The sequence below is a fragment of the Arthrobacter sp. NPDC097144 genome (assembly GCF_044762205.1).
Lineage (GTDB): Bacteria > Actinomycetota > Actinomycetes > Actinomycetales > Micrococcaceae > Arthrobacter_B.
Genome location: NZ_JBIWDW010000001.1, coordinates 536049 through 561244, shown reverse-complemented (window position 1 = coordinate 561244; position 25196 = coordinate 536049). Strand labels below are relative to the sequence as shown.

The window sequence follows — 25196 nt, the reverse complement described above, 5'->3', positions numbered from 1 at the left end:
GTCTTGGTCTTTCAGGTCAGCGGGAAAGCCGGGGAGCAGTCCGTCGTGGCTGGGGTCCAGCCACCGTGTGGTGACCACTTTGCCACGGGTGAAGAAGTTCACGCCCTTGTGCCGTGCGTGCGAGTCGCCGGAGACTGAATTCTTCCTGCCGCCGCAGGAGCGGTCCGCCAGGATGGGGTAGGTTTTCTCCATGACTTCGACCGCCTCGGTCTACGGGCAGGCCCTGGCCACCGTGCAGATCGACACTGACCGGATCCGTGTCACGCAATGGCGCTTTCCGCCGGGCACGGAAACCGGCTGGCACACCCACGAGCTGGACTACGTAGTGGTGCCCACCATTGACGGGCATATGAGCTATGAGACCGCTGAGGACCAGGTCACCAAGGACCTGGTGGTTGGTGCTTCCTATGCCCGTGAAGCCGGAGCCGCGCACAACGTCATCAACAAAACGGATACGGAATTCGCCTTCATCGAGATCGAGCTGAAGCAGCAGGGCTAACGGCAGGCTGCCAGCAGGTCTCCCACCTCGCAATTCAACGCCCGGCATACGGCGGACAGAGTGGAAAACCGGATGGCGCGCGCCCTGTCATTCTTCAGCACGGACAGGTTCACCACGCTGACGCCCACCTGCCGGCTCAGCTCCGTCAGGGTCATGCCGCGTTCTTCGAGGAGTTCATCGAGCCGGCAGTGTATCCCTTCTGCGTCGTCCGCCGGCACTAGACCAGGCCCTCGGCATCTTTTTGGAGCCGGCGGCCGTACTCGAAGACGCCGGCAACCAGGATCAGGGCAAGGCCGGCCACGAGGGGGGCCATACTGAACGTGCCCACAAAAAGGGGGTACTCGGTGTCCGCGTTCCCATTGGCACCGATGTCCTCTGCCAGGCGGGTGCAGGCCATGGTGTCAAGGACCTGCCCGGCGCTGCCCGCCAGTGCCAGCACTGTCCCGCAGGTCCCGATGACCAGGGCCGATCCGGCTGTAAACAGAACGTCCCTCCGAAGCCTGGACGCCAGCAGGAAGATCAGGGCCAGGGCGGCCAGCGTTCCGGTCTGGCTGAGGGCGTCCCCCCATGCCAGCAGGGCAGCCTCCGGCTGGGGAACTGAGGGAACCGTGGCTTCCACTGATGAGTAGTACGCCTGCGTTCCGGGGGCCAGGCCTGTTGGGCTGATTTGCGGAGAACTGAGCGGCAGCGTCAGGGTAACGGGACCGCTGAGGTAGGAACTGATGCGGTGAACGGCCAAGGCTGTGGTGACGGCGGCAGCGAGCGCCGAAAGCAGCATCGCCGCCGCGGCATCCGTCCGGGACACCAGTTTCCTTCGGCCCGAAGCGAGCCTCTGTGTTCCCTGCTTCATTGCAGAACCCCCGTTTATCGATTATCGACAATATTGATAAACGATAAACCTAGGGCTCCGGTCAGCGGTAGGGGCTGCAGAGACCGCGCATACAAATGGGCCAGTTCGCGCCCTGCGGCGGGCTTCAACGCCTGCGGCGGATCCGGATGGGGCCCTTTGCCGTCCGAAGATCCACCACTTCACCGTGCTGCGTGATGTCTACGTCGCCGGTCTCCACCAGCCGGGCGGCAGCCTGCCGCGCGCTGTCCATTAACGGACGCCAGTTATCGGGAGCCACCGCCCTGGCAGCGTCGGAGGGGCAGATGGTGGACGTATCCGCCCTGGCGGCAAGCAGGGCAAGAATGGTTTCCTCCAGCTGCGGACCGAAATCCTGCTGCCCCGCTTCCGTGCCGGCCGTACCGGATGACTCGCTGTTGTCCATGCAGGCCATTGTGCCGCGGAAGCTGCGGCGCTGGAAGCTTGCTCCGGCGAGCAGCCGTTTGGCTGACGCACGTGTGCGGCGAGGCGGCGGCGGGCCACACTGGGAGGGTGAGGCCAACGGGCCGGAGCAGGGAGGGCACCATGACGGATCCAGTATCACCGGCGGGTGGGGAGAACCAGCTGCTCATGGTTCGGGACTTTCCCGTTGGGCCGCAGGCGGTGTACGACGCCTGGTCCGATCTCACCGGGGTTACGGACTGGTGGGGGCCGGAGGGTTTCCTGGTGCCGGCGGACCGGGTGCGCGTGGAGAACCGGGCGGGCGGAAGCTACCGTGCCTGCATGGTGAACACTTTGACCGGTGACGAGCTGTGGTGGGGCGGAACCCTGAGGGAGCTTCGGCCGCCGGACCACTTGGCGATGACGCAGCAGTGGCAGTCACCGGACGGCACGCCGTCGAGCCCGGAAACCCTGATCACAGTGGACCTCGCCGCCCATCACGGCGGAACGCGGATGACCTTCCGGCAGGGGCCCTTTTCCACCCGGCGTGAGCTGGACGGACACCAGACCGGATGGAATTCCTCCTTCGACCGGCTCTCCCGCTATTTGGCGCGTCACCGCGGCAGCGTGAAATAACACGGCGTCCTTCGCCGTTGCACCTACCGTGCCCGGGTAAACAGCCACAGGGCGCAACGTGCAACGAAAGGCCGAAAACCCATGACTGTTCCGCTTTCGATCCTCGATCTGGCCATCATTGACGAGGGCGAAACCGCGCGCGATTCCTTCGCCTCCAGCCTCGCCCTGGCGCAGCACGCCGAAAAGCTGGGCTATCGGCGCATCTGGTACGCCGAGCACCACAACATGCCCACCATCGCATCCTCGGCCACCAGCGTGCTCATTGGGTACATTGCTGCGCACACTGAAACCATCCGGCTTGGCGCCGGGGGAGTCATGCTGCCCAACCACGCGCCGCTGACCATCGCCGAGCAGTTCGGCACCCTGGAAACACTTTTCCCGGGCCGGATCGACCTTGGGCTGGGACGTGCACCGGGCAGCGACCAGAAGACAATGCGCGCCCTGCGCCGTGATCCCATGTCCTCGGACAGCTTCCCGCAGGACGTGCAGGAGCTGCAGGGCTACCTGACCGGCAACACCCTCATTTCCGGCATCGACGCAACGCCGGGCAAGGGGACCAATGTGCCGCTGTACATCCTCGGCTCCTCCCTGTTCGGTGCGAAGCTTGCCGCAGCCCTGGGCCTGCCCTACTCCTTCGCCTCGCACTTTGCGCCGCAGGCGCTCCAGGACGCGGTGGCCATCTACCGCCGGGACTTCCGTCCCTCGGAACAGCTGGCCGAGCCGTACGTCATTGCCGGCGTTAACGTGCTTGCCGCGGACACCCAGGAGGAGGCCCAGCAGATGTTCCTGGACGGCCAGCGCCGCCGGGTCACCCAGCTCTTCGGCCGGGACCGGACCTTCACGCCGGAAGAAGCGGACCTGATCCTGGAGTCCCCGGGCGGCCAGCAGGTCAAGCAGATGGGCCGTTACTCAGCAGTGGGCACGCCCGCCGAGGTCCGCGAGTACCTGGACTGGTTCACCACCCACGCCGACGCCGACGAGCTGATTGTGGCTACCCAGGCACCCACCCTCGAAGCCCGGCTGCATTCCTTTGAACTGCTGGCCGGCGTGACGGAGCTTGCCGGGGCATAGCCCTGGCGTGTGCTAGAAACGAAGCATGATTGAGACTCCGCAGGTCATCCAGTGTTCCGTCGGCATGCGCTGGGGGGACATGGACGCCTATGGCCATGTGAATAACGTGGAGATCCTGCGGATTCTGGAAGAAGCGCGGATCCATGCCTTCGGTCCGCCCGGCGGTACGGGCGGGCCGGGGCGGGAACCCGTCGTCGCGCTCTTCAATAACGTGCCCGAAGGCACCCAGGCGCTGGTGGCCGAGCACCGCGTGAAGTATCTGTCTCCGCTCACTTACCGCAATATTCCCGCTGACATCGCTGTGTGGATCAGTGCTCTGAAGGCTGCCAGCCTGACAATCGCGTACGTCATCCGCGATCCGGTGACGGCGGAACCCTGCGCCAAGGCCGAAACAACGCTGGCCTTTGTTGACGGCGGAACCGGCCGGCTGCTGCGGGTCTCCCCGGAACAAAAGCAGCTCATGGTCCCGTATCTGGGCCCGTCCGTCTTCTAACCATTCTCCTGCCCAGCGGGACAGGCGGAGTTTGCCCGGCCGCGTTGGCTAGGGTGGGAGGCCAACAGGAGCGCACAACGCTTCTGCAGAGATCAACAGGTGGGTCAGTGACGCAGCGCAAGACAGACCGAAAGAATACGCAGGGGGCTCAGACCCGTACGCGGATTCTTGAGGAAGCCATGCTTTTGGCCGCCCGCTACGGCTATGAGGGCACCAAAATGTCCATGATCCGGAAGGCCACCGGGCTCTCGGCCAGCTCCATCTACTGGCATTTCTCCGACAAGGACCAGCTGTTCGCCGCCGCTCTGGAACGTGCCTTTGAGCTGCAGTCGCAGTCCATACCCAATTGGCTGGACTCGCCGCCGGGGCAGTCCCGGACAGCTGATTTGTACAGCAACATCCTGCAGTTTCCCCGGGTTGACGACACCATGGCCTACTGGCGTTTTGGCCTCTCCATTTCCGTGGTCCGGCCCCAGGTTGATTCGCCCGCACGGGCCCGGTTCCTGCAGATCCGCCGCGAAAGCACGCGGTGGCTGGCGAAGTGGTGGGAACGCACCCTGCCCGCCGGCCTGGAGCAGAGAAGGGCGGCCGCGCGGCTGCTGGGCCGGCTGACCATTGCTATCCGCGACAGTGAATTCATCCAGCGGCACGGTACAACCGAGCTCGACGACGACCGCGTCACCTGGATGATTGCTGCGTGCCTGGATGCTGCAGCGGAGCGGGCCGTGGAACTGTCATCCATCCGGCCCCTGGATGCAGACCGGCAGGCTCCTGCTCCCGCCCCGGCGGCTCAGGCTGGCGAAGAGAGCACCCGGGAGGTGTTCCTGCGGGCTGCCGAGGACACCATTGTGGAGTTCGGCTACGACGGCGTCACGGTGGCCCGGGTCTGCGAAAAGGCGGCTCTGCCGGCCAGTTCGCTGTACTGGTCCTTCAAGGACAAAGACGATTTGCTGGCCACGGTGGTGGATGACGCCTGCCGCGGGTGGGACAGCGCAAAGCCGGAAATGCAGCCGCGCCCTTCCGACGGGGACTGGTCCGTTGTCCTCAGGGGACTGCTCCTGAAGACGCTTGAGGGGTTTACGGCCCGGACCCGGATCCGCAGATTGGGGCTGTTGCTGCTGCTGCGGACGGTCAGCGGTCCCGATGCCGGCACTCAGCGCCTGGAGCCTGTGCTGCAAAACATGCAAAGTATGACCGATGAATGGTTCCGCAGCGTGCTGGCTCCGGAGCTGGAAGAGGAAGCACGCTTCCTGTTGGCCGCCTACCTCTCCGAGTGCCTCTTCCGGATCCTGGACGGCCTGATGCTGAGCAGGCAGATTGATGAGGAGCCCTGGGACCCGGAGCTGCTGGCGGATCTGGCAAGCACGGCACTGCACCGTGTTGCCGCCCTGATGCAGGACGGCAACACCGCGGCGTTCAGCTCCTAGGCATCCACCTTCACCGTGTCAGCGGCGGCACCCACTTTGTGGGCCGCCCGCCGGAGCTCATCCGCCCAGCCCTGGATAGCGGCAGAGTCCGCCTGCCGGGGGAGGTTCGCGATGCGCAGGACCAGCCGCACCTTGCCCGCGGAATCAAATACCGGCGCCAGCAGGGAATCGACGTCGTACAGCTGGCCCTCGTCAAGGACCACCGGAGCGTAGCTGCTCGAGGTGCGGGAAATGATCTGCCGGATCTCGCGTTCCTGAGCGGGCGTATAGACCCCGGAAGAGTATTCGCGCAGGGCTTCGTAGATCTGCTCGTCCTTGTATTCTCCGCGCATCGTCATGGACCAGCCCCGGCTGCGCACCGCTTCGAGGCGGCCCCGGTATTCCTCCGGAGTGCATTCGTCGCTGGGCAGGGCCCGGGACAGCCACCGGTCGACGGCGTCGGCATCCTCCCAGGCGAGGCACAGCTCGCCCAGCGGAGGCATGAGCGGGATCCGTTCCCCGAGGCGGTCCGCCGTCCCGGGACCCGTTCCGGCAACCGCAACGTTCACTGCCATTTGATCGCTGATCACGGCCATGGCAGTGCACTCTGCGTCAAAGCTCTCCGCAAGCCGGTCCATTTCCGCCCTGCCCCGTTCGGCCAGCCGCACCCCGGTGATGAGGTCCGCTTCGAAGGGAGCGCTGAGCGAGAGCGGCGCAAACCGTCCGTAGCCGCCCTGGAAGAACAGCAGCGGAGCCACCGGACTGCACACCTGCAGTTCCTGGACGGCACCCAGCACAATCAGGTGGTCGCCGGCGTCGCTGATGGACTCAAAGGTGCAGTCGATGTAGGCCACCACTGAATCCAGCACCGGGGCGCCGAGCGGGGACGGATGCCAGGAGACGCCGTCGAACTTATTGGCAGTCCGCCCCGCAAACCGGCGGCAGATGTCCTCCTGGTCCGCCGCCAGCACATTGACGCAGAAGGAACCGGCCGTCCGCAGGCGCTTGAAGGTTTGCGAGGCGGCGGTGGGAAGGAACGCCACCAGCGGCGGATCCAGGGAAACCGAGGTGAAGGAACCCACGATCATGCCCACCGGCTCGCCGTCATCGGCTATGCCGGTGATCAGGACCACCCCGGTGGGGAAGTGGCCCAGCACGTTGCGGAATATCAGCGGATCACTGATCGCGGTGCGCTGTTCACCGTTACTGATTTCGCTCATCGTCTATGCCTTTCATCCGCCGTTTGTCCGGCTACTTTGTGGCCAGCAGATCCAGGGCCACGTCCACGATCATGTCTTCCTGGCCGCCGACCATGCGGCGCCTGCCCAGTTCCATCAGGATGTCCGTGGTGGGAATTCCATACCGCTTGCTGGCGGTCTCCGCGTGACGCAGGAAGCTGGAGTAGACCCCGGCATAGCCGAGGGAGAGGGTTTCCCGGTCCACCCGTACCGGGCGGTCCTGGATGGGACGGACCAGGTCATCGGCGGCGTCCATCAGGGCCGCCAGGTTGCAGCCGTGTTCCATTCCGAACTTGTCCGCAGCAGCGATGAAGGCCTCCAGCGGAGCATTGCCTGCTCCGGCACCCATGCCGGCCAGCGAAGCATCCACCCGGTTGGCGCCGTGCTCCACGGCGGTCAGCGAGTTGGCGACGCTCAGGGACAGGTTTTCGTGGGCATGGATGCCGATTTCGGTGGCGGGATCCAGGACCTGCCGGAACGCATCCACGCGTTCAGCCACACCCGGCATGGTCAGCGCACCGCCGGAATCAACCACGTAGACGCAGGTGGCCCCGTAGCTTTCCATCAGCTTGGCCTGCTTCGCCAGCTCGGCGGCCGGACTCATATGGGACATCATCAGGAAGCCCACGGTGTCCATGCCCAGTTCCCGCGCTGCGCCAATGTGCTGCGCTGAGACGTCCGCCTCGGTGCAGTGCGTTGCCACGCGGACCACTGAAGCGCCTGCGCTGTGGGCGTCCTTGAGATGGTGGATGGTGGCGATGCCCGGCAGCGCCAGGGTGGCAACCTTCGCCTGCTTCACCACGCCGGCCACGGCGGAAATCCACTCGAGGTCCGTGTGGGCGCCGAAGCCGTAAACGCAGGAGGAGCCGTTGATGCCGTCTCCGTGTGCCACCTCGATGGAGGCGACGCCGGCAGTGTCCAGGGCGGCGGCGATCGCCACCGCCTGGTCCACGGTGTACTGGTGCTTGATCGCATGCATGCCGTCACGAAGCGTGACGTCGGAAATGTAGAGCCTGCTCATGGTTATGCCTCCTGCATCGCTGCGGCGACGGGCTGTTCGGGGACCCCTGCGCGTTCTGCCCAGCGGTCGGCAACGGCCATGGCTGCGGAGGTCATGATGTCCAGGTTCCCTGCGTAGGCCGGGAGGTAGTGCGCGGCGCCGGTCACTTCCAGCATCACCGTGACGCGGGTGCCTTCAAAGCGGCCGGTGCCGGGGAGGTGAAGTGCGTTTCCGGGCCCGAAGGTTTCAAACTGCACGTCCTGCTTGAGCTTGTAGCCGGGGACGTACTTCTGCACCTGCTCCGCCATGGACAGGACGGATGATTCGATGGCGGCGTGGTCCGGGGCGCCCTCCACCAGGCAGTAGACAGTGTTGCGCATCAGCATGGGCGGTTCGGCCGGGTTCATGATGATGATGGCTTTGCCTTCAGCGGCACCGCCCACCTCCACCAGCGCCCGGGACGTGGTTTCGGTGAACTCGTCGATGTTCGCCCGGGTTCCGGGGCCGGCGGAGCGTGATGCCACAGAGGATACGATCTCGGCGTAGCGCACCGGAGCAACCCGCGAGACGGCGGCCACCATGGGAACGGTCGCCTGCCCGCCGCAGGTGACCATGTTCAGATTCGGTTCCTCCAGATGCTCCTCAAGATTCACCACCGGCACGCAGTAGGGGCCCACGGAGGCCGGCGTCAGGTCCAGGACCCGGACGCCGGTGTCCTTGAGCAGCTCCCAGTTGCTCAGGTGCGCCGAGGCGCTGGTGGCGTCAAACACCACCCTGATGTCCTTGAAGTTCGGCAGGTCGAGCAGCCCCTGGATGCCGTCGGAGGTGGTGGGGATGCCCATGCCCGCGGCCCTCCGCAGCCCGTCGGATGCCGGATCAATGCCCACCATGGCGCCCATTTCCAGCCGGCCGGATCCGCGCAGCACCTTGATCATGAGATCCGTGCCGATGTTTCCGGAGCCGATGATTGCCACTGGCCAGCGTCTGTTGGATTCCACTATTTCTCCTCATGGGTAATGCGGACCTGTCCCAGTCCCTGGATGCTTGCAACTGCGTTGGAGCCCGGACCGAAATCCACCATGGGCCCAAGGGCTCCGGTCATCAGGATTTCGCCGGCCCGCAGGGGTCTTTCCAGTTCGGCCATGCGCCGAACCAGCCACAGTGCAGCCCGGTACGGATGGCCGAGGCACGCGGCGCCGGAGCCTACGGAGGCCACCGCTCCGTTGACCTCCATGACCATGCCGGCGGCCGCCAGATCAAGGGCCGCGGGGGACACGGGGCGTGTTCCCGTCACGATTCTTCCGCTGGATGCGTTGTCAGCGATGGTGTCCAGGATGGAGATGTTCCAGTCCCGGATCCTGGAGCCGACAATTTCGATTGCGGGCAGCAGATAGTCCACCGCTGCGATGAGCTCGGGCAGGGTGGTGTCAGGCTCGGGCAGGTCCTTCTTCAGGACCAGCGCCACCTCGGCCTCCACCCGGGGCTGCAGAACGTCCCCGGCTTCCAGGGCTTCGCCGTCAGCCAGGCACATGTCAGCGAAAAGGACCCCAAAATCCGGCTGGTCAACACCCATCTGGGCTTGCACTGCTTTGGAAGTGAGTCCGATCTTGCGTCCGACGACGCGGCGCCCGGCTGCAATCCAGGCGTCCTCGTTGGCGCGCTGCACTGCATAGGCCGCAGCGATTCCGCCCTCTTCAAGTGCTTCCCCAATCGGGTCAACTGCCACGCCGTCGCGTTCGGCGCGGCGCAGGCGTGCGCCCAGTTCTGCAAGCATCTGCACGGAAACGGGTGCTGTGGTGATAGGTGAAGCCATTAGTCCTCCCAAATGAGGCTCCAGTATTGCGCGGGGGCCGCGGACCGGGCCGGGCAGTCCCGCAGAGCGGGATGGACGGGAGAGGCGGCCGCTATTGCCGCAGCCCTGTAGTGATGTGTACAGTGAAGCCCACGATGTGGTTCAGCTCACATCGTTCCGTTTTAGGTTGCTGTGCCAAGGAGGTCGCTCAGCCATGTATCAGTTCCGACAGATACCCCGCAAGTTTTCAGCTGGTCCGGGTCCGGGGGAGGACCGATGAGTATTTCAACAGGTTCCCGGCGGTCCGTGGCCTGGCCCTCCGCGGCCGGTACCTTGGCGCCGGTTCCCGACGGCGGGCTGCCTCCCTCAATGGCGGGCAGGATGACGCTGATCATGGAAGCGTTCGATGCGCGGGATGTCCGCCTCCTGCTGGACGAGATCGCCACCCGCACCAGCCTGCCCCGTTCAACCACGCACCGGATTCTGGACCAGCTGGTTCAGCTGGGCTGGCTGGAGCACACGCCGGAGGGGTACGGCATGGGCTGGCGGTCGCTGCAGTTCTGCGGTCTCGACGACGGCCACAGCCGCATCCGCGCGGAAGCCGCCCCGCTGCTGCACACCCTGGCCATGCGCACGGGAATGGTGGTGCACCTCGCGGTCCTTAAAGGTCCCAGCATCCATTACCTGGATAAGGTCGGCGGCCGTGCTGCGGCAGCGGTTCCGTCCCGCGTGGGCGGGAGTGCTCCGGCGCATGCAACCGCGCTGGGCAAGTCCATGCTCGCCTGGATGACCCCCGAGCAGCTTGATGAGCTCTTCAAGAACGGACTCCATCCGCACACCGGCCGGACCATCAGCGACCCCCAGAGCCTGTACGCCGAGCTTCACCGCATCCGGCAGCGGGGCGGTCTGGCCTACGAGGCCGGCGAAAGCTACGAGGGCATTGCATGCGTGGGGGCGGCCATCCGCGGCCGGCGCAGCAAGCCCGTGGCCAGCATTTCGCTGGTGGGCCGGAGCGGGGACCCGCTGGAGCGGATGGCTCCGCTGGTGATCGACGCCGCCCGCCAGGTGTCCGCCGCTCTGTTTCCCTGCTGATCCGGTTCACGGGCCGGTTCTAGCCCTCGGATGCCGGGGGAGCCAGCACGGCCCGGACGGATCTGCGGCTGAACTTCCAATCCGGGCCGATGCGCACAAACTCGTCCGTGTACTGGCCGAGGGAGTCCTTGCGGGTGCCGTCCGGATTCAGCCCGAAGACTTGGAAGTACGCGGTGCCGGACGCCGTGTCCGACGCCGTGTCAATGATGTGGTTGAAGACCAGGTGGACTGTGTCCGAATCCGGGTGGGCATTGATGGTGGCTTGGAAGAAGGCACGCAGGTCTGCCCGGCCCGATATCTCCGCGAGCCCCCACGCACTGCCGTCCCACACGCCGTCGTCCGCGAACAGGGAGACGAGCTCATCCAGCCGTCCGTTGTCCAGGCATGCGCAATACCGGTGCATCAGTTTCTGGAGCTGTTCGACGTCGGTGGCCGCGTGGGCGGGAGAAGTTTCCATCGGTTCCTTCAGGGAAAGGGAAGCAGAGGCCGGCGGCGGAGGAACTCCTGATGGCTCCTCCACCGCCGGCCCGATCTGCAGACGGGTGCCTACAGTGCTGCGACTGCCTGCGGCGGGGTGAAGGCGGCCAGTGGCTCACCGGCGGAATGGTCATGGCCCCAGTAGCTTTCGGAGGTGATCTCTTCAGCCGTGTAGTAGGACTCGTCCACGAGCATGCCCGCGGTGCCGAACTCAATGTCCCAGCCGCCGGGTGCTCGGACGTAGAAGGACACCATCTTGTCGTTGGTGTGGCGGCCCAGGGCAGCCGAGAGGCTGAAGCCCAGCTTGGTGACCTTATCCAGTGCGCGGCCAACAGTGTCCAGGTCCTCAACCTCCACCATCAGGTGGACAAGGCCCGGCTCTTCGCCGTGCGGCGCCGGGCCGATGGCCAGGCTGTGGTGGCGCTGGTTCACGCCGAAGAAACGGAACCGGACGGCGGGCCGGCTCGGGCCCAGCCGTACAGAACCGCGCGGCAGGAAGCCCAGGACGTCGGTGTAGAACGACGTCGTTTCCGCCATGGCGGTGGTGGGCAGCACCACGTGGCCCATGCCCTGGGCGCCGGTGACAAACTTCTGCGCGTAGCCGGTGATCAGCGGGCTGTGGTCCAACCGCGGACCGAAGAAGACCTCCACGGGCGTTCCGCCGGGATCGGTGAAGGTAATGACCTGCTCCAGGCCGCGCTGGTCATTTTCTTCCTCGGTGAGCCAGGTGACGCTGATGCCGGCGTCCTCTACGGCCTTGGCCACGGCTGCCAGGCCAAACTGGTCGCGGACCTCCCAGCCAACGGCCACTACTGCATCCTTCTCGCCGGGAAGCACGATCAGGCGCGATTCCCGTTCATCCATCCGCAGGTACAGGCCGTCGGGGTCGGGGCCAACGGTTTCGGCAAAGCCTAGGCCCTCGACGGTCAGTTCACGCCAGCGGTCAATGTGCCTGGTCTGGACCTTCAAATAGCCCAGTCCCTTGATGTGAGTCATATGCTTCCTCGCTTTACTGTTGGGGGTTGATGTCAGCCGGGAGTTTTAGACCATCGACGTCAGGTTGGCGGGCGGTTCCATCCCCAGTTCGGTGAGGACGGCCGCGTGATAGGTGGGCCCGGGTACGTGGATGGCGTGGGCAAGGCCCATGTGGGCGTCGCGCCAGAAACGCTGGACGGGGTTGTTCATCCGCAGGCCGTTCCCGCCGGAGCGGGACAGGATGGTGTCGACGGCGGCAGTGGCCCGCCATGCCGCCTGGATCTGCGTTCGCCGGCCCACCGCCCGCTGCTCCAGGGAGACCTCGCGGCCCGCGGCCACGGTGTCGTAGATGCGGCTGATGTTGTCCAGCAGTGCAGCCCGGGACGCCCGGATGTCGGCGGCAGCCTCACTGACGGCATACATGCTGTACGGGTCCTGCGTGCTCTTGGTGCCGTTGCCCTGCTGGCGGTTGCGCTGGTACTCCAGGTGGGAATGCAGGGCACCCTCGGCGATGCCGATCACCGCTGAGGTGAGTCCCAGCGGGAACAGGCAGTAGAAGGGGATGCGGTGAATGGGTTCGGTCTTTCCGGCCTCGCGGGCCACCTTGCCCTCAAAGAGCTCGGACTGCACCACCACCCGGTATTCGGGCACAAAAGCGTCCTTGATGATGACGTCCTTGCTCCCGGTTCCTTTCAGCCCCACCACATCCCAGGAATCCTCAACAATGGTGTAATCGGCGCGGGGAACCACAATATGCACGGACTGGACCGGCTTGAGCGGCTTGCCCTCGGCGTCTCCGACGAAGGCTCCCAGAATCACCCAGCTGGCATGATCGGTGCCGGTGGAGAACTGCCAGTGACCGTTGACCTTATAGCCGCCGTCGACCGGGGTGGCCACCCCCATGGGGGCGTAGGGGGAGGAGACCCAGGTGTCCTCGTCCTGGCCCCAGATTTCCTCCTGCAGCTTGGGGGACATGATGTCCAGTTCCCAGGGGTGGACGCCGACGACGCCGGAAACCCAGCCTGCAGCGCCGTCGAGGCCGGCGATCTTCATGACCGTCTCGGCGAACTCGACCGGGTGCGCCCGCGTGCCGCCGTATTCCACCGGAGCAAGCAGCTTCATGACCCCGCTTTGTCGCAGGATGTCCACGGTACCGTCGCTGAGTTTGCCCAGGTCTTCGTTTACCTGGCCATAGGAGCGCAGCTCCTCACCGCGCTCGGTCAGCACATCTGAACTTGCAGTAATGGTCATTGCACGCATCTCGCTTTCTCTGCGCGGCATTTCCGCCGCCGTTGGTGAAAACCTAGGCGGGCTGTTCCCGGGGAACCTTGGATGTCTCGGTCACTGGGATTGTCGGGAGGGCGTATAAACACCGCCATTCATCCCGGTGATCGGGACCTGCGCCGCTGCCGGCAGGGGCGCTGATTATGGTTCTTGACAGACCTACGTAACTCGTCCATCGAGGAGCCAAAAAATGACCACGGACCTTCGCCATGAAACGGGTAAAGCGGATCTCCCCGGCGCGGACATTTCCCTGCACGAGCTGCAGACCGAACAAGGGGTGCTGCGGTATCACGAGGCAGGCGACGGACCGCCGCTGGTTTTCCTGCACGGTTCCGGGCCAGGCGTCACCGGCCTGGGGAATTTCGGCGGCATTCTGAACTCCTTCGCCGAGTACTTCCACTGCTACGTGCTGGAATTCCCGGGCTTCGGAGTCAGCGATCCCAGCGACCAGCATCCAATGCCGGCGGGCATCCAGGCCGTCACGGACCTGCTTGACGGCCTTGGCCTGGACCAGGTGGATATCATCGGCAATTCAATGGGCGGGATGGTTGGTACGCGGTACGCAATCGCCCATCCGGAACGGGTCCGCCGGCTGGTGACCCTCGGCGGCATGGGTGCGAACCTTTTCAGCTCCTCCCCGTCCGAAGGCATCAACCTGCTGGTTGCCTTTACCGAGGACCCCACGCGGGAACGCCTCATCCAGTGGCTGCAGTCCATGGTGTATGACCAGTCCCTGGTCACCGAAGAGCTGATCAGCCAGCGCTGGGAACAGGCCACCGACCCGCAGACCCTGAGCAGTGCGCGGAAAATGTATACCCGGGCGGCGATGAAGGCGGGCGCGGCAGCTGCCGCGGCTTCCGATGCCGGGCCCGCCTGGGCCCAGCTCCACCGGCTTCAGGCCAAGACCCTGATCACTTGGGGGCGTGATGACCGGGTTTCCCCGCTGGACGGGGTGCTGGTGCCGATGCGGACCATCCCGGATGTGGAACTGCACGTTTTCCCCAATTGCGGCCACTGGGCCATGATCGAGCAGAAAGACGCCTTTGAAAGCACGGTTCTTGCTTTTCTGCGGCGGAAAGAGGCATAACCGTGAGCAGTTCAGCAACAGTCACTCCGCTGCGGGTGCGCGTCGTCGAGGTGATCCGGGAGACGGCGGATGCCCACACACTGGTCCTGGAACCCGAAGGCGGGGACCACACACCTTTCAGCTATAAGCCGGGACAGTTCCTGACCATCCGGATCCCGAGCGAACGCGACGGCGGTGCAGCCAGATGCTATTCGCTCTGCAGCACGCCGGTGCATGATGAGAAACTCAAAGTCACCGTCAAGCGCACCAGGGAGGGCTACGGCTCAAACTGGCTTTGCGACAATGCCGTGGAGGGCAACCTCCTGGAGGTGCTCCGGCCCGCTGGAACCTTCACCCCGCGCTCGCTGACCGACGATTTCCTCCTCTTTGCCGGCGGCAGCGGGATTACTCCGGTGATGTCCATCCTCAAATCAGCGCTGGCCGCGGGAACCGGCCTGGTAACCCTGATCTACGCCAACCAGGATGAAGCATCAGTAATCTTCCGCGAGGAACTCAACGCCCTCGGCAAGGCCCATCCGGGCCGGCTCACCGTCATCCACTGGCTGGGGACTGTGCAGGGCTTGCCCGATGAAGCTGCTCTCGGCGCACTCTCCGCGCCCTATCTGAACCGCGAAGTCTTCATCTGCGGCCCGGGGCCGTTCATGGAGTGCGTCGGGAGGGCGCTGGATGCCCTGGGCATGCCGTCCGGGCAGATCCATATTGAACGCTTTGCCTCGCTCGGTACCGATCCCTTTGCTCCGGTGGAAACGGCGGTCAGCGACGGTTCCGGAACAGACACCGTTGTGGATGTTCAACTCGACGGCGTCAGCCGCACCGTGCCCTGGTCCGGCGGAAACCGGCTGCTGGACGTTCTGCTCAATGCCGGCCTGGATGCACCGTACTCCTGCCGCGAGGGCGCCTGCAGCGCCTGCACCTGCCGCGTTCTCCAGGGCGAAGTCCGCATGGAAAACAACGAGGTGCTGGACGCCGCGGACCTTCGCGACGGGTACGTGCTGGCGTGCCAGGCCATGCCGGTGGCCGGGCCCGTCAAGATTACGTACGACGAATAAGGTTCGGCGGACACAGGGCCTTAACATCAAAGAAGGAGAGCCGGTTCCGGCTCTCCTTCTTTGATGTGGCGTGCAGGAGGTCAGCTCTCCGGCACGTCCCGGTTGATCACGTCAATGGTGCCCTCAAGCGAGGCAGATCGAATGCTCTCGGCCAGCGTCTCACAGCCGGGAAACTGCACCGTGGAGCTCTCGCCCCGGCTGGAGAGCGCACGCTCCCTGCAGGCTGCCTGCGCCGTCTCATTCCACTGGATACTCGTCTGCTGCCAGTTCGACTTGCGGACCAGGACCGAAGCGGTGCATCCGCGGCAGCCCAGCGGCTGCATGGGGTTGTCGATGAGCCGGACATCGGTGGGGGACATCATCAGATCAGCTGCTCCTCTGCGGCCTTGCGCACCGCCACATTCTCAGCCACCTGCCTGCGCCAGCTTTCCACCGGCTTGGTGGTGTCCAGCTCATGTTCAAAGCGGTCCGTCATTTCCGGCAGGACGTCGGCGGCGTCCACGAAGAACTGCTCATACCAGCGGCGGATCTGGTACACGGCTCCGTCTTCCTCGCAGAGGAGCGGGTTGTCGACGCGGGCCTTGTTCTGCCAGATCTGCACATCCTGGTTGAAGCCGTTCAGGATCCATTTGGCCTGATTGCCGGCGATCTGGTCCGGATCGCCGGGCAGCTCCGGTTTCTTCTCCACGATGATGCCGGACATGAGGACAAACGAGTCCTCATCAATGGGGTAATGCGCGTTGATGAGGACGGTCTTCATGGTGAAGGTCTCATAGGTGTAGCTGAGGTCATCAATCATGAAGGAGGGTCCATAATAGGACGCCACCGAACTTGTCTTCTGCATCTTCGGTGCCTTGGGATCGGGATTCGCGGGAGTGACGTCCTCACGCGCAATTCCGTCGAAATACTGGGTCGCCACGTGACCCTCGAAGACATTCTTGAAATAGGTGGGGAAATTGTTGTGGATGTAGAAGAAGTGGGCCATATCCACGATGTTGTCCATGATTTCGCGGGTGCTGGTCTTGACCACCAGTTCGGTCCAAACCCAGTTGGTCCAGCCCTCGTCTTCAGCACCCTCAATCCGGGGGATGACAACGCCTTCGGGCGGCGGATTGCCTTCGGGATCATTCCAGACAAACAGGAGTCCGTCCTGCTCGAGGGTCTGCCAGGTACTGGTCCGGGCACGCATCGGAACCCTGCGCGCATAGGGAACAGCCTTGCAGCGTCCATCGCCTCCCCAGCGCCAGTCATGAAACGGGCAGGCAATTTCGTTTCCCTTGACGGTGCCCAGGGACAGGTCTCCGCCCAAGTGCCGGCAGTAGGCATCCAGGACATTGACCCGGCCGTCAGACCCGGAAAAAATCACCAGCTTCTGGCCGAAGGCCTTCACCGTGTGCGGCTTGCCGTCCTTGTACTTGTCCACCAAGCCGAGGCAGTGCCACCCGCGCGCGAAGCGTGCGCGGGTCTGGCCCGCTTCAATCTGCCTGATTTGATCCTGATCTGACTCAACAATGCTCATGCGGAATCCGTCCCTTCAGATGCGATTATTTGGAGCCGAACTTCTTGACGCGAATCTACGCACACCTGGGCGGGGAACGGGGGCAGTCCCGATGTGTGGGACAGGAGCAGACTGTGGATTTCCCGCCTGCAAGTCTTGGCCGAGGGCCCGGGGCGCACGTCCAGGGTGGGGGGGGGCCCGGCGACGAAAAGGACAACGATGACAATCGGGCAGATCAACACGCAGGATTGGGACAGCGAGTACGACGTCGTTGTGGTGGGTTCCGGCGCCGGGGCCATGGCCGGTGCTTTCAGTGCCGCTTCCCGTGGATTCAAAACACTGCTGGTGGAAAAGATGCCTCTCCTCGGAGGTACTTCGTCCTACTCCGGAGCCTCCTGCTGGCTGCCTGCCACCCAGGTGCAGGAGCGGGCCGGCGTGACCGATTCCGTTGACTCTGCCCGGGCCTACCTGCAGTCCCTGCTGGGAGAGGCTGAAGCTGACCGGCGTGAAGCTTTCCTGGCCAGTGCCCCCGAGCTGGTCAAAGCCCTTGAGCATGACCCGGCCGTTGAGTTCCGCTGGACCGCTTTCCCCGACTACTTCGCGGGCCCGGGAAGGATGGATGCCGGCCGGTCCATGATGCCGGTGGATCTTCCGCGCAGTGAGATCGGCAATCTGGCCGAACTGGTGCGGCCGAACATTGAGAGCGACCAAAAAGGTGAATCTCATCCTGACGGTCCGTTGACTGCCGGCCAGGCACTCATCGGCCGCCTGCTGCTGGCATTCATGAATACCGGCAACGGCTCCGTCCGCACCGAAACCGAGATGACCGATCTCCTCGTCGAGGACGGAAGGGTCACAGGGATCAGCGTGGAAACCGCAGCCGGGCCGCGCACGCTGAAGGCTGGCGCGGGAGTGCTGCTGGGCGCCGGCGGATTTGAGTCAAACACCCGGATGCGCAGTGAGAACGGAACGCCCGGTTCCGCGGACTGGACCATGGCTCCGCGCGGTGCGAATACCGGCACCGCTATCCGCAGGGCACAGGCCGCAGGGGCGGCAGTGGAACTGATGGATGAGGGCTGGTGGTGCCCCGGGGTTTTGCAGCCTTCCGGCACAAGCGCCTTCACCCTGGGTCTCCGGGGCGGGTTGATGGTGAGCGGGGACGGACGGCGTTTCGCCAACGAGTCCCTGCCCTATGACCGGATGGGCCGCCAGATGGCCTTTGCGGCAGAAGAGCGGATTCCTTCCTGGTTTGTGTTCGATTCCCGCTTCGGCGGCGCGCTGCCGGCCATCATGCGTCCGGACACTACCTCGCCCCAGGAACACCTCGCCGCCGGAACCTGGGTCCAGGCTCAAACCCTTGACGAACTGGCTGAGCGCACCGGGTTGCCCGCCGCAACCCTGAGCCAAACCGTGGAGCGGTTCAACGGTTTTGCCGAATCGGGAGTGGATGAGGATTTCCACCGCGGTGAGGATCCCTATGACCTCTTTTTCACCGATCCTTCGCACGGGCCCAATCCGGCGCTGGTGACGCTGGACCAGCCGCCGTACTACGCCGCCCGGATGGTGCTCAGCGACCTGGGCACCAAGGGAGGCTTGCGTACCGACCGCGACGCACGTGTCCTCACGGCTGGAGGGGACCCCATCCCCGGGCTGTACGCCGTAGGCAACTCGAGCGCATCCTTCTCCGGCCGTTTCTATCCGGGTCCGGGCGTCCCGCTGGGCACGGCGATGGTCTTCGCGTATCGGGCAGTCCAGTCCATGACTGCCGGGTAGAGGGCCGGGCAGGCTCTAAGAACCTGTTGGAACCACAGCACCGCGGCTACCATTTTTCCTATCGCCCAGGCGGCTGCCGGTGGCATTTCCAGTTTTTCTAGCGCCGGTTGACCCCGCCTCTCCCCGCAGGCTGAAGGCCGGGACCGGAATAAGGCGCCGGCCCTCCATCTAAGGAGCACGCCCGTGTGGTCCCATAACCTCGGAATTACGCCCTTGGAAGCTCTCTGGGTCATCCTGTCTGCCATTGGTATTTACGGCGCTTTTTTCATACTGATCCGGACGGCGGGCCAGCGGGCGCTGGCGAGCTGGTCCACTATGGACAAAGCCATTGTCATAGCCTTTGGCTCGGTGCTGGGGCGCGTGGTCTTGGGCTACACGCCCACCTTGGCGGCCGGCGTCATCGGGCTGGCCACCATGTTTGCGCTCTTCCGTTTGGAAGCGGTCCTGCGCCGGAGCAAGCGGGGCACCTATTTTTCCAGCAAGCCGATTCTGCTGATGGCAGGGGACCAGATCCTGCAACCCGGACTGCGTGCAGCCAGGATCGTGGAGGATGAGCTGTACTTCAAGCTTCGGCAGGCCGGCATTCGCAACTTCTCGGAAGTGGCGCTTGTGGTCCTGGAGCCCACCGGCGACATTTCGGTCCTGCGGCGCGGAGAGCTCATCGATCCGCTGCTGCTGCGCAGGATCCCCAACCGGGACAGTATTCCGGCCCATCTGCTGTTGCCGGGATGAGCGCATCCGTGCCCCGGGAGGGGCCGGTTTCCCCTTCTGCCATATCTCGTGTAGAGTCTTACTCAGTTGTTGGTTGTTGCGCATTTTGTATTTCAAGTGGCGAAACCCAAACGGGCTAGCCGCTTTTCTGTAAAAGCGGTAAGGAACACCGCGACTGAAGCTACCCGAAAGTCGGGATCTGCTTCAATCCAGAAGGAATATTAAAATGGCTACAGGTACAGTAAAATGGTTTAACTCCGAAAAGGGCTTCGGCTTCATCGAACCCGATGACGGAAGCGCCGATGTGTTCGCTCACTACTCCGCTATCAACTCCAATGGTTACAAGTCCCTGGACGAGAACCAGAAGGTTAGCTTTGATACCGAGCAGGGCCCCAAGGGTCCCCAGGCTACGAACATCCAGGCGCTCTAATTTAGAGACTTCGGTTCAGTACTTGTACTGAATTGCCTTACAAAAGCAGGACGGGTTTCCCGTCCTGCTTTTGTGTTTAAGCAGCTTCCCTGAGCTGGGACATGTCTTTAAGGAAAGGCGGCGCCGCAGAGGTTTCTGCGGCGCCGCCTTTTGCGTGCGGATTAGTCGCGGGCGCGGAGGGCGCTCTCGCGGATGTATTGCTCCACCCGCGTGTAGGCATCCCGTGTGAGCGCCTTCCACAGTTCCACGGCAAGACGCGGGTTTTCCTCTTCGAGGGACTCCATGGCTTCGGCGGTGAGAACCTTAAGCCGGACCGGCCCGCTAGCCTTTACCGTTGTTTCCTGGCGTTTGTCCGTGGCCAGTGCCATTTCACCGAAAGTCATGCCCGGCCCGAGCGTGGTGAGCTTGATCCGGGTTCCGTCCTGAGCCGGCATGGACGTGTCGATGGCCCCCGAGACAATGAAGAACACCCCGCCAAAACGCTGGCCCACGCGGCGGACCACATCGCCGTCCTCATACAGGCGTTCCTCCATCAGGTCCTGGACGGTCCGGGCATCCTGAGGGTCCAGCTGGTTCAGGGCGGGGGAATCAATGGGTTCCATAGTGTCCGGGAGGACCAGCTCGCTGCCATAGGCGTCGATCAGCTGTGTCTCGCAATATTCCACCGCTGCATTGCGGGTCACGAAGGACGGTACCTCCCGGCCGCGTTCCGCCAGATCGTTGGTAACCGTTCCCTCGCCGTCCACCAGGACCAGTCCGCGGCCGTTCTGCGCCAGCATGTCTGCGGAATCCGCGAACAGGCGCAGGGCCACTTCGGAGACCTCGTCCACGCTCCTCAAATCCAGGACCACCATTTCGACGTCGTCGTCCAGGTTGGAGAGCGCGCGCACCACCGATTCGGTGCCGGCGAAGAGGAGGTCCCCGTTCAGCTCCAGGACCTGGGCGCGGTGGCCGTGGGCGCGCAGCACTTCCACGGCCTCATCCGTGCGGCGGATGCCGGAGGGGGCTGCGGTGATGTCATAGACGTTGCGGATGGCGGAACGGCCGGTGCGGGCGGCGCGGACAAAGTGCAGCTGCATGTCGTGGGAGATCCGCTGGCTGGTGGCCACGCCGCGGACGCTGGATCCGTGGGCATCCAGCGGCGGGGAATAGACAGCCAGGCCAATCTGGCCGGGCAGGACGGCGATGGTGCCGCCGCCGACGCCGGATTTGGCAGGCATGCCGACGCTGGAAAGCCAGGCGCCGGCGTCGTCGTACATTCCGCAGGTGGCCATGACGGACAGAACCCGTTCCACCGATTCGATGTCCAGCACCTGGTCGCCGGAAAGGGGATTGCAGCCGCTGTTGGCGAGCGTGGCGGCCATCAGGGCCAGGTCACGGGTGTTGACCATGACCGAGCACTGCCGGAAGTAGTCCTTGATGACCGGGGCGGGATCCGACTCGATGATGTCGAAGGACCGCAGCAGGTAGGCCAGCGCATGGTTGCGGTGGCCGGACTTGAGCTCCGAGCGGTAGATCCGCTCACTCACCGAAAGCTGCCGCCCGGCAAAAGCGGAGTACGTGTTCAGGATGCGGTTGAAACGGGTGACACCGCCCGCGCTGCGGACCAGTGAAGTAGCGGTAAGGGCTCCCGCATTGATCATGGCATTGGCCGGCCGGCCGGTGCCCTCGGCGAGGGAGATCTCGTTGAAGGAATCTCCGGACGGTTCCACGTCCACCTTGGCATCAACGGCCTCCATGCCCCTGTCAGCCAGGGCCAGCCCATAGGTGAACGGCTTGGAGATGGACTGGATGCTGAATTCCCTGCGCGTGTCGCCCACTTCATAGACGTAGCCGTCAGCCGTGGCCAGGGCAATGCCGAAGTTGTCCGGGTCCACGTTCGCCATGGCGGGGATGTTGCTGTAGGGCTTACCGTCCTTCAGCTCGGCGATTTCAGCGTGGATCCGCCGGAGGTAATTTTCGATGGGGGATGAGGCGGGAGTGGGTGCAGGGGACAGGGCCGGTTCGGCCGGTACAGGGGCTGTGGAACGCATGTATCCAGCCTAACGAGTAGGCGGATGGAAGGGGTGACGCTGCCGGGGGCGCTGTGTATACTGGACGCAGTTGCAGTGTTGCGCATGTTGAAGTCCAAGCGGCGAAACCCACATCAAGGGCCAGCCGCTTTTTCTGTAATATGCCGTCTACGGCGCAGCAACGTGAAACTCCCCGAAGGTCGGGGGTGGTTTCTTTAGAAGGATGATTAAAAATGGCAACAGGTACCGTGAAATGGTTCAACTCCGAAAAGGGCTTCGGCTTCATCGAGCCCGATGACGGAAGCGCCGACGTTTTCGCTCACTACTCCGCTATCAACTCGAGTGGCTACCGCTCGCTCGAAGAGAACCAGAAGGTTAGCTTCGACACCGAGCAGGGCCCCAAGGGTCCTCAGGCCGTAAACATCCAGGCCCTCTAAATATAGACTTTGGATTCCTTCGGGAATCGGCTTGAATAAGAAGCAGGACGGGAAGAAATTCCCGTCCTGCTTCTGCGTTAAGCCCTCTTGCGGCCGCGTCCGTGAGCCGGAGGAGTCCGGCAGCCGCCCGCCTACAGCTTGGTCAGCTGTCCGCCGTCCGGCGCCGGAGCCGGCTGAATCTGGGTGGCAGGCTGCGCCGGCGCGTCCGGCAGGACGACAGCCCGGCGTCGCCTCTTGGTCCTTACCGACCGCCCGTAGACCAGGTACATGGTGGCGCCCATGATGATCATGAGCAGCACTGTGTAGACGAAGGTCAGGGCCATGGCGTCGCTGATGTTCTCACCCTGCGTGCTGTTCTTGATCACGATGCCCAGGGGTTCATACAGCGGGTGGTACAGGAACACCGCGGTGTCGTAGTCATCCAGGAGGCTGTTGAAGTTCAGGGCGGTGATGGCCGCGGCAGTGGGCAGCACAATCGGCAGCAGGACCCGCCGGAACGTATAAAGCGACTTCGCCCCGAGGATCGCCGCCGCGTCCTCCAGGGAATCACTGATCGAGTAGAAGGCCGCTTTGAGCATGCGCAGCGTGAACGGGATCTTGATGATGATGTACGCGGCCAGCAGCACCCAGACGGTTCCGGTAAGGACCTGGCCGCCGATGAACGCGGAGGGGCGGTCGAAAGTCATGATCAGGCCGAGCGCAATCAGGGTGGAGGGCAGGATCCAGGGAATGTGCAGCAGGTATTCAGCTGCAACGGTGACCGGGTTACGGAATTTCTGGACCATGCGCGCAACGAACAGCAGTCCAAGGACGACGACGACGGCTGCCACTGCGCTGTAGATGACGCTGACGGCAAAAGGACGGAAGGCGGACTCATCGGTGAACACCGTGATGTAGTTGTCCAGGGTAAAGCGGTCCAAGGCCAGGGTTGCCGAAGAAATGCTGGCGGTGTCCGTGAAGGAAAAGACCACAATTAACAGGATCGGAAGGGAATACACCAGGAACAGCGCATAGGCGGCAATGTGCACCAGAACGTTGGCTACCGGGTTCTCGATCTTCTGCTTTTTCATTCCGGCAGAGACCTTGGCGACCGAGAAATAGGTGCCGCCGCGTTCCACCCGGCTCATGATGGCCAGCATCACCACCGTTGCCAGTCCCAGGATCAGCGCCAGGAGTGCTGCTATGTCACGGGAGGTTGAGGTTCCGGAGAAAGTCAGAATCATGGGGCTGATGGTTTGGAAATTCTCCCCGCCCAGCACCTGCGGAGCCGTCAGTGCACTGAGGCCGCCCAGAAACACCAGAATGGTGATGGCAAAAAGCATTGGCCGCAGCATGGGCAGCACGATCCGCCAAAGGATCCTCAGCGTTGAGGCTCCCATATTCCGTGCAGCTTCGATGGTCTGGTAATCCACCTTGTTCAGGGCAGATGAGAGGAAAAGCATGTGGTTGGACGTGGTGGAAAACGTCATGACGAAGACCACCGCAAAGAAGCCGCTGAACCACCCCGGGTCCAGCCCCGGAAACCAGCCCAGCAGAAGGTTGGTGACAAACCCGTTCTGGCCGTAGATGAACTTGTATCCGGCAACCAGGACAATGCCGCCGTAAATGAGCGTGGTGGCATAGCCCAGCCACAGGATCCGGGCGCCCCTAATGTCGAAGTACTGGGTGACCAGGACAATAAAGATGCCAACGGCATTCACAGTCACTGACAGAACCACGGCCAGGATGAAACTGTTGGCCAGGCTCTTCATGGCCCGGTCCGAACTCAGGAGCTTTTCCACGGCCCGCCCGGAAAACTCGCCCTTGGGAAAAAAGGTTTCGGACAGCAAACTGATGTTGGGCAGGATCAGGAACGTGCCGATGAACCACACCAGCACTACTGAGGTCACCACCACCAGAGGGGACCGCCACATGCTCTTGACTGAAGTTTTCACGGCGTAATTCCTAATATTGCAGGACGTTGGCGGGATCGATGAACAGGTCCACTCCGGTGCCCACGTCCATGCGGGTAAGGCCGTTCTCAGTGACCAGGGCCTTGATCCGGTTCTGGCCGGCGTCCACGGTGTACCGGCTGTGCATCCCGTGGTAGCTGCGGGCGGACACCACGCCGTTGACTTTCACCGCTCCCGGTCCTGCCGTGAGCGGATCCAGGGAAACCTTTTCAACGCGCAGGTAGGAATTCTTGGCCGGATCCAGGGCAGCAGGGGAGTGCTCATTCAGGCGGCGGACCAGTTCCTCGTCCAGGACGTTGATGTCTCCGATGAAATTACAGACGAACTCCGTCGCGGAGCGCTCGTAGATTTCCTGGGGAGGCCCCACATGTTCCACCACACCCTTGTTGAACACGGCGATGCGGTCTGACATGGTCAGTGCCTCGTCCTGATCATGGGTGACATACACGGTGGTGATGCCGAATTGGCTCTGCAGGTCCTTGAGCTGACCGCGCAGCTGAACGCGCAGCTTGGCATCCAGGTTGGACAGCGGCTCATCCAGCAACAGGATCTTGGGCTTCAGGACCAGGGCACGGGCAATGGCAACCCGCTGCTGCTGCCCGCCCGAGAGCTCCGACACGTTCTTGTGCAGCTGCTCGTCGCTGAGTTCCATTTGGTCCGCAATGTCAGCCACCAGCCGTGCCGTATCGGATTTTGACTCCTTGCGGACCTTCAGCCCGAAGGCGATGTTCTCCCACACATTCATGCTCGGAAAGAGCGCGTAATTCTGGAAGACCATGCCAATGCTGCGCTTGTCACTGGAGAGGTGCGTAACTCGTTTGCCGTCAACAAAGACATCGCCGCCGCTGGGGCTGATGAAGCCTGCCAGCGTGCGCAGCGCCGTTGTCTTTCCGCACCCCGATGGTCCCAGGAGGGTGAAGAAATCGCCCTCGCGGATCTCCAGGTCCAGGTGCGGTATGGCCACGAAGTCGTCGAATGTCACTTCAATGTTTTCGTACCGGATCATTGGTCTTTGTC

At 63.6% G+C, this 25196-nt stretch carries 27 protein-coding genes and 1 pseudogene; 12 read left to right on the top strand and 16 right to left on the bottom strand.

Annotated elements, in window-relative coordinates:
* Positions 1-21: 21 nt before the first annotated feature.
* Positions 22-171: pseudogene (locus tag ACIQXM_RS02630) on the bottom strand (methylmalonate-semialdehyde dehydrogenase (CoA acylating)); the annotation flags it as partial.
* 19 nt (positions 172-190) lie between these two features.
* Between ACIQXM_RS02630 and ACIQXM_RS02625 the strand changes: the two are divergent.
* A complete protein-coding gene (locus ACIQXM_RS02625; RefSeq protein WP_400927150.1) occupies positions 191-499 on the top strand; it encodes a cupin domain-containing protein in 309 nt (102 codons plus the stop codon).
* Here ACIQXM_RS02625 and ACIQXM_RS02620 read toward each other — a convergent pair.
* The 3 genes from ACIQXM_RS02620 to ACIQXM_RS02610 all read right to left on the bottom strand — a co-directional run bounded on the left by ACIQXM_RS02620 (position 496) and on the right by ACIQXM_RS02610 (position 1770).
* Entirely contained in the window at positions 496-717 is a 222-nt protein-coding gene (locus ACIQXM_RS02620; RefSeq protein WP_400927147.1) for a helix-turn-helix domain-containing protein, read from the bottom strand. The two genes, ACIQXM_RS02625 and ACIQXM_RS02620, sit on opposite strands and share 4 nt — an antisense overlap.
* Complete coding sequence (locus tag ACIQXM_RS02615) at positions 717-1304, bottom strand: hypothetical protein (RefSeq protein ID WP_400927144.1); 588 nt, start codon at positions 1302-1304, stop codon at positions 717-719. Before ACIQXM_RS02615 ends, ACIQXM_RS02620 begins: the two co-directional genes overlap by 1 nt.
* A 169-nt stretch (positions 1305-1473) precedes the next feature.
* Positions 1474-1770: a DUF3253 domain-containing protein gene (locus ACIQXM_RS02610; protein WP_400927141.1), complete on the bottom strand. Its 297-nt coding sequence runs from the start codon at positions 1768-1770 to the stop codon at positions 1474-1476.
* Positions 1771-1910: 140 nt separating this feature from the next.
* On the opposite strand from ACIQXM_RS02610, the gene ACIQXM_RS02605 reads away from it, so the two are divergent.
* The 4 genes from ACIQXM_RS02605 (at position 1911) to ACIQXM_RS02590 (ending at position 5393) form a co-directional block, all read left to right on the top strand.
* Positions 1911-2402 carry an SRPBCC domain-containing protein gene (locus tag ACIQXM_RS02605; RefSeq protein WP_400927138.1) on the top strand — a complete coding sequence of 164 codons (492 nt, stop codon included), beginning with the start codon at positions 1911-1913 and terminating at the stop codon, positions 2400-2402.
* Positions 2403-2483: 81 nt separating this feature from the next.
* Positions 2484-3473, top strand: coding sequence for an LLM class flavin-dependent oxidoreductase (locus ACIQXM_RS02600; protein WP_400927136.1), 990 nt, complete (start codon positions 2484-2486; stop codon positions 3471-3473).
* A gap of 25 nt (positions 3474-3498) precedes the next feature.
* Entirely contained in the window at positions 3499-3966 is a 468-nt protein-coding gene (locus ACIQXM_RS02595) for an acyl-CoA thioesterase (RefSeq protein WP_400927133.1), read from the top strand.
* Positions 3967-4073: 107 nt separating this feature from the next.
* Entirely contained in the window at positions 4074-5393 is a 1320-nt protein-coding gene (locus ACIQXM_RS02590) for a TetR/AcrR family transcriptional regulator (protein WP_400927131.1), read from the top strand.
* Here ACIQXM_RS02590 and ACIQXM_RS02585 read toward each other — a convergent pair.
* From ACIQXM_RS02585 to ACIQXM_RS02570, 4 genes are read right to left on the bottom strand one after another with little or no spacing between them, the layout of a single operon-like run.
* Positions 5390-6592: a flavin reductase gene (locus ACIQXM_RS02585; protein WP_400927129.1), complete on the bottom strand. Its 1203-nt coding sequence runs from the start codon at positions 6590-6592 to the stop codon at positions 5390-5392. The two genes, ACIQXM_RS02590 and ACIQXM_RS02585, sit on opposite strands and share 4 nt — an antisense overlap.
* A 31-nt stretch (positions 6593-6623) precedes the next feature.
* Positions 6624-7631 carry a 4-hydroxy-2-oxovalerate aldolase gene (dmpG, locus tag ACIQXM_RS02580; RefSeq protein WP_400927126.1) on the bottom strand — a complete coding sequence of 336 codons (1008 nt, stop codon included), beginning with the start codon at positions 7629-7631 and terminating at the stop codon, positions 6624-6626.
* 2 nt (positions 7632-7633) lie between these two features.
* Positions 7634-8608 (bottom strand): acetaldehyde dehydrogenase (acetylating), encoded by a 975-nt coding sequence (locus ACIQXM_RS02575; protein ID WP_400927123.1) that lies wholly within the window; start codon positions 8606-8608, stop codon positions 7634-7636.
* Positions 8608-9423: a 2-keto-4-pentenoate hydratase gene (locus ACIQXM_RS02570; protein ID WP_400927120.1), complete on the bottom strand. Its 816-nt coding sequence runs from the start codon at positions 9421-9423 to the stop codon at positions 8608-8610. The genes ACIQXM_RS02575 and ACIQXM_RS02570 overlap by 1 nt, the downstream gene beginning before the upstream one ends.
* Positions 9424-9678: 255 nt before the next feature.
* Here ACIQXM_RS02570 and ACIQXM_RS02565 point away from each other — a divergent pair, with 255 nt between their 5' ends.
* Entirely contained in the window at positions 9679-10494 is an 816-nt protein-coding gene (locus ACIQXM_RS02565) for an IclR family transcriptional regulator (protein ID WP_400927117.1), read from the top strand.
* 19 nt (positions 10495-10513) lie between these two features.
* Here the strand turns inward: ACIQXM_RS02565 and ACIQXM_RS02560 are convergent, their stop codons facing one another.
* The 3 genes from ACIQXM_RS02560 to ACIQXM_RS02550 form a co-directional block, all read right to left on the bottom strand.
* Positions 10514-10951, bottom strand: coding sequence for a nuclear transport factor 2 family protein (locus tag ACIQXM_RS02560; RefSeq protein WP_400927114.1), 438 nt, complete (start codon positions 10949-10951; stop codon positions 10514-10516).
* Positions 10952-11040: 89 nt separating this feature from the next.
* Positions 11041-11967 (bottom strand): VOC family protein, encoded by a 927-nt coding sequence (locus ACIQXM_RS02555; RefSeq protein ID WP_400927111.1) that lies wholly within the window; start codon positions 11965-11967, stop codon positions 11041-11043.
* A gap of 45 nt (positions 11968-12012) precedes the next feature.
* On the bottom strand, positions 12013-13197 hold the full coding sequence (locus ACIQXM_RS02550; RefSeq protein WP_400927108.1) for an acyl-CoA dehydrogenase family protein: 1185 nt from the start codon (positions 13195-13197) through the stop codon (positions 12013-12015).
* Between the two features lie 223 nt (positions 13198-13420).
* Here ACIQXM_RS02550 and ACIQXM_RS02545 point away from each other — a divergent pair, with 223 nt between their 5' ends.
* Positions 13421-14317 carry an alpha/beta fold hydrolase gene (locus tag ACIQXM_RS02545; RefSeq protein WP_400927105.1) on the top strand — a complete coding sequence of 299 codons (897 nt, stop codon included), beginning with the start codon at positions 13421-13423 and terminating at the stop codon, positions 14315-14317.
* A gap of 2 nt (positions 14318-14319) precedes the next feature.
* Positions 14320-15366 (top strand): 2Fe-2S iron-sulfur cluster-binding protein, encoded by a 1047-nt coding sequence (locus ACIQXM_RS02540; protein WP_400927102.1) that lies wholly within the window; start codon positions 14320-14322, stop codon positions 15364-15366.
* A gap of 80 nt (positions 15367-15446) precedes the next feature.
* Here the strand turns inward: ACIQXM_RS02540 and ACIQXM_RS02535 are convergent, their stop codons facing one another.
* Both ACIQXM_RS02535 and ACIQXM_RS02530 read right to left on the bottom strand, forming a co-directional pair.
* On the bottom strand, positions 15447-15728 hold the full coding sequence (locus ACIQXM_RS02535) for a ferredoxin (protein WP_400927099.1): 282 nt from the start codon (positions 15726-15728) through the stop codon (positions 15447-15449).
* The gene (locus ACIQXM_RS02530) at positions 15728-16885 is read right to left on the bottom strand and encodes a Rieske 2Fe-2S domain-containing protein (protein WP_400927096.1); all 1158 of its coding nucleotides are present in this window, start codon (positions 16883-16885) and stop codon (positions 15728-15730) included. Before ACIQXM_RS02530 ends, ACIQXM_RS02535 begins: the two co-directional genes overlap by 1 nt.
* 198 nt (positions 16886-17083) lie before the next feature.
* Between ACIQXM_RS02530 and ACIQXM_RS02525 the strand changes: the two genes are divergently transcribed.
* The 3 genes from ACIQXM_RS02525 to ACIQXM_RS02515 all read left to right on the top strand — a co-directional run bounded on the left by ACIQXM_RS02525 (position 17084) and on the right by ACIQXM_RS02515 (position 19778).
* The gene (locus ACIQXM_RS02525) at positions 17084-18637 is read left to right on the top strand and encodes an FAD-dependent oxidoreductase (RefSeq protein ID WP_400927093.1); all 1554 of its coding nucleotides are present in this window, start codon (positions 17084-17086) and stop codon (positions 18635-18637) included.
* A 183-nt stretch (positions 18638-18820) separates the two neighbouring features.
* Complete coding sequence (locus ACIQXM_RS02520) at positions 18821-19369, top strand: DUF421 domain-containing protein (RefSeq protein ID WP_400927091.1); 549 nt, start codon at positions 18821-18823, stop codon at positions 19367-19369.
* A gap of 205 nt (positions 19370-19574) precedes the next feature.
* Complete coding sequence (locus ACIQXM_RS02515; RefSeq protein WP_104055090.1) at positions 19575-19778, top strand: cold-shock protein; 204 nt, start codon at positions 19575-19577, stop codon at positions 19776-19778.
* Positions 19779-19939: 161 nt separating this feature from the next.
* Here ACIQXM_RS02515 and glsA read toward each other — a convergent pair whose 3' ends face one another.
* Positions 19940-21811: a glutaminase A gene (gene glsA, locus ACIQXM_RS02510; RefSeq protein WP_400927087.1), complete on the bottom strand. Its 1872-nt coding sequence runs from the start codon at positions 21809-21811 to the stop codon at positions 19940-19942.
* Between the two features lie 212 nt (positions 21812-22023).
* Here glsA and ACIQXM_RS02505 point away from each other — a divergent pair, with 212 nt between their 5' ends.
* Entirely contained in the window at positions 22024-22227 is a 204-nt protein-coding gene (locus ACIQXM_RS02505) for a cold-shock protein (RefSeq protein WP_104055094.1), read from the top strand.
* A 131-nt stretch (positions 22228-22358) separates the two neighbouring features.
* Here the strand turns inward: ACIQXM_RS02505 and ACIQXM_RS02500 are convergent, their stop codons facing one another.
* On the bottom strand, positions 22359-24140 hold the full coding sequence (locus ACIQXM_RS02500) for an ABC transporter permease (protein ID WP_400927743.1): 1782 nt from the start codon (positions 24138-24140) through the stop codon (positions 22359-22361).
* A 31-nt stretch (positions 24141-24171) separates the two neighbouring features.
* Positions 24172-25185: an ABC transporter ATP-binding protein gene (locus tag ACIQXM_RS02495; protein ID WP_400927082.1), complete on the bottom strand. Its 1014-nt coding sequence runs from the start codon at positions 25183-25185 to the stop codon at positions 24172-24174.
* Positions 25186-25196: the final 11 nt, after the last annotated feature.

Excerpts from the sequence above, each read along its gene's own strand:
- ACIQXM_RS02625 (WP_400927150.1), top strand. The coding sequence starts at position 191 with ATGACTTCGACCGCCTCGGTCTACGGGCAGGCCCTGGCCACCGTGCAG.
- ACIQXM_RS02610 (WP_400927141.1), bottom strand. The coding sequence starts at position 1,770 with ATGGACAACAGCGAGTCATCCGGTACGGCCGGCACGGAAGCGGGGCAG.
- ACIQXM_RS02605 (WP_400927138.1), top strand. The coding sequence starts at position 1,911 with ATGACGGATCCAGTATCACCGGCGGGTGGGGAGAACCAGCTGCTCATG.
- ACIQXM_RS02600 (WP_400927136.1), top strand. The coding sequence starts at position 2,484 with ATGACTGTTCCGCTTTCGATCCTCGATCTGGCCATCATTGACGAGGGC.
- ACIQXM_RS02595 (WP_400927133.1), top strand. The coding sequence starts at position 3,499 with ATGATTGAGACTCCGCAGGTCATCCAGTGTTCCGTCGGCATGCGCTGG.
- ACIQXM_RS02585 (WP_400927129.1), bottom strand. The coding sequence starts at position 6,592 with ATGAGCGAAATCAGTAACGGTGAACAGCGCACCGCGATCAGTGATCCG.
- dmpG (WP_400927126.1), bottom strand. The coding sequence starts at position 7,631 with ATGAGCAGGCTCTACATTTCCGACGTCACGCTTCGTGACGGCATGCAT.
- ACIQXM_RS02570 (WP_400927120.1), bottom strand. The coding sequence starts at position 9,423 with ATGGCTTCACCTATCACCACAGCACCCGTTTCCGTGCAGATGCTTGCA.
- ACIQXM_RS02565 (WP_400927117.1), top strand. The coding sequence starts at position 9,679 with ATGAGTATTTCAACAGGTTCCCGGCGGTCCGTGGCCTGGCCCTCCGCG.
- ACIQXM_RS02560 (WP_400927114.1), bottom strand. The coding sequence starts at position 10,951 with ATGGAAACTTCTCCCGCCCACGCGGCCACCGACGTCGAACAGCTCCAG.
- ACIQXM_RS02555 (WP_400927111.1), bottom strand. The coding sequence starts at position 11,967 with ATGACTCACATCAAGGGACTGGGCTATTTGAAGGTCCAGACCAGGCAC.
- ACIQXM_RS02550 (WP_400927108.1), bottom strand. The coding sequence starts at position 13,197 with ATGACCATTACTGCAAGTTCAGATGTGCTGACCGAGCGCGGTGAGGAG.
- ACIQXM_RS02545 (WP_400927105.1), top strand. The coding sequence starts at position 13,421 with ATGACCACGGACCTTCGCCATGAAACGGGTAAAGCGGATCTCCCCGGC.
- ACIQXM_RS02535 (WP_400927099.1), bottom strand. The coding sequence starts at position 15,728 with ATGATGTCCCCCACCGATGTCCGGCTCATCGACAACCCCATGCAGCCG.
- ACIQXM_RS02530 (WP_400927096.1), bottom strand. The coding sequence starts at position 16,885 with ATGAGCATTGTTGAGTCAGATCAGGATCAAATCAGGCAGATTGAAGCG.
- ACIQXM_RS02525 (WP_400927093.1), top strand. The coding sequence starts at position 17,084 with ATGACAATCGGGCAGATCAACACGCAGGATTGGGACAGCGAGTACGAC.
- ACIQXM_RS02515 (WP_104055090.1), top strand. The coding sequence starts at position 19,575 with ATGGCTACAGGTACAGTAAAATGGTTTAACTCCGAAAAGGGCTTCGGC.
- glsA (WP_400927087.1), bottom strand. The coding sequence starts at position 21,811 with ATGCGTTCCACAGCCCCTGTACCGGCCGAACCGGCCCTGTCCCCTGCA.
- ACIQXM_RS02505 (WP_104055094.1), top strand. The coding sequence starts at position 22,024 with ATGGCAACAGGTACCGTGAAATGGTTCAACTCCGAAAAGGGCTTCGGC.
- ACIQXM_RS02500 (WP_400927743.1), bottom strand. The coding sequence starts at position 24,140 with ATGTGGCGGTCCCCTCTGGTGGTGGTGACCTCAGTAGTGCTGGTGTGG.
- ACIQXM_RS02495 (WP_400927082.1), bottom strand. The coding sequence starts at position 25,185 with ATGATCCGGTACGAAAACATTGAAGTGACATTCGACGACTTCGTGGCC.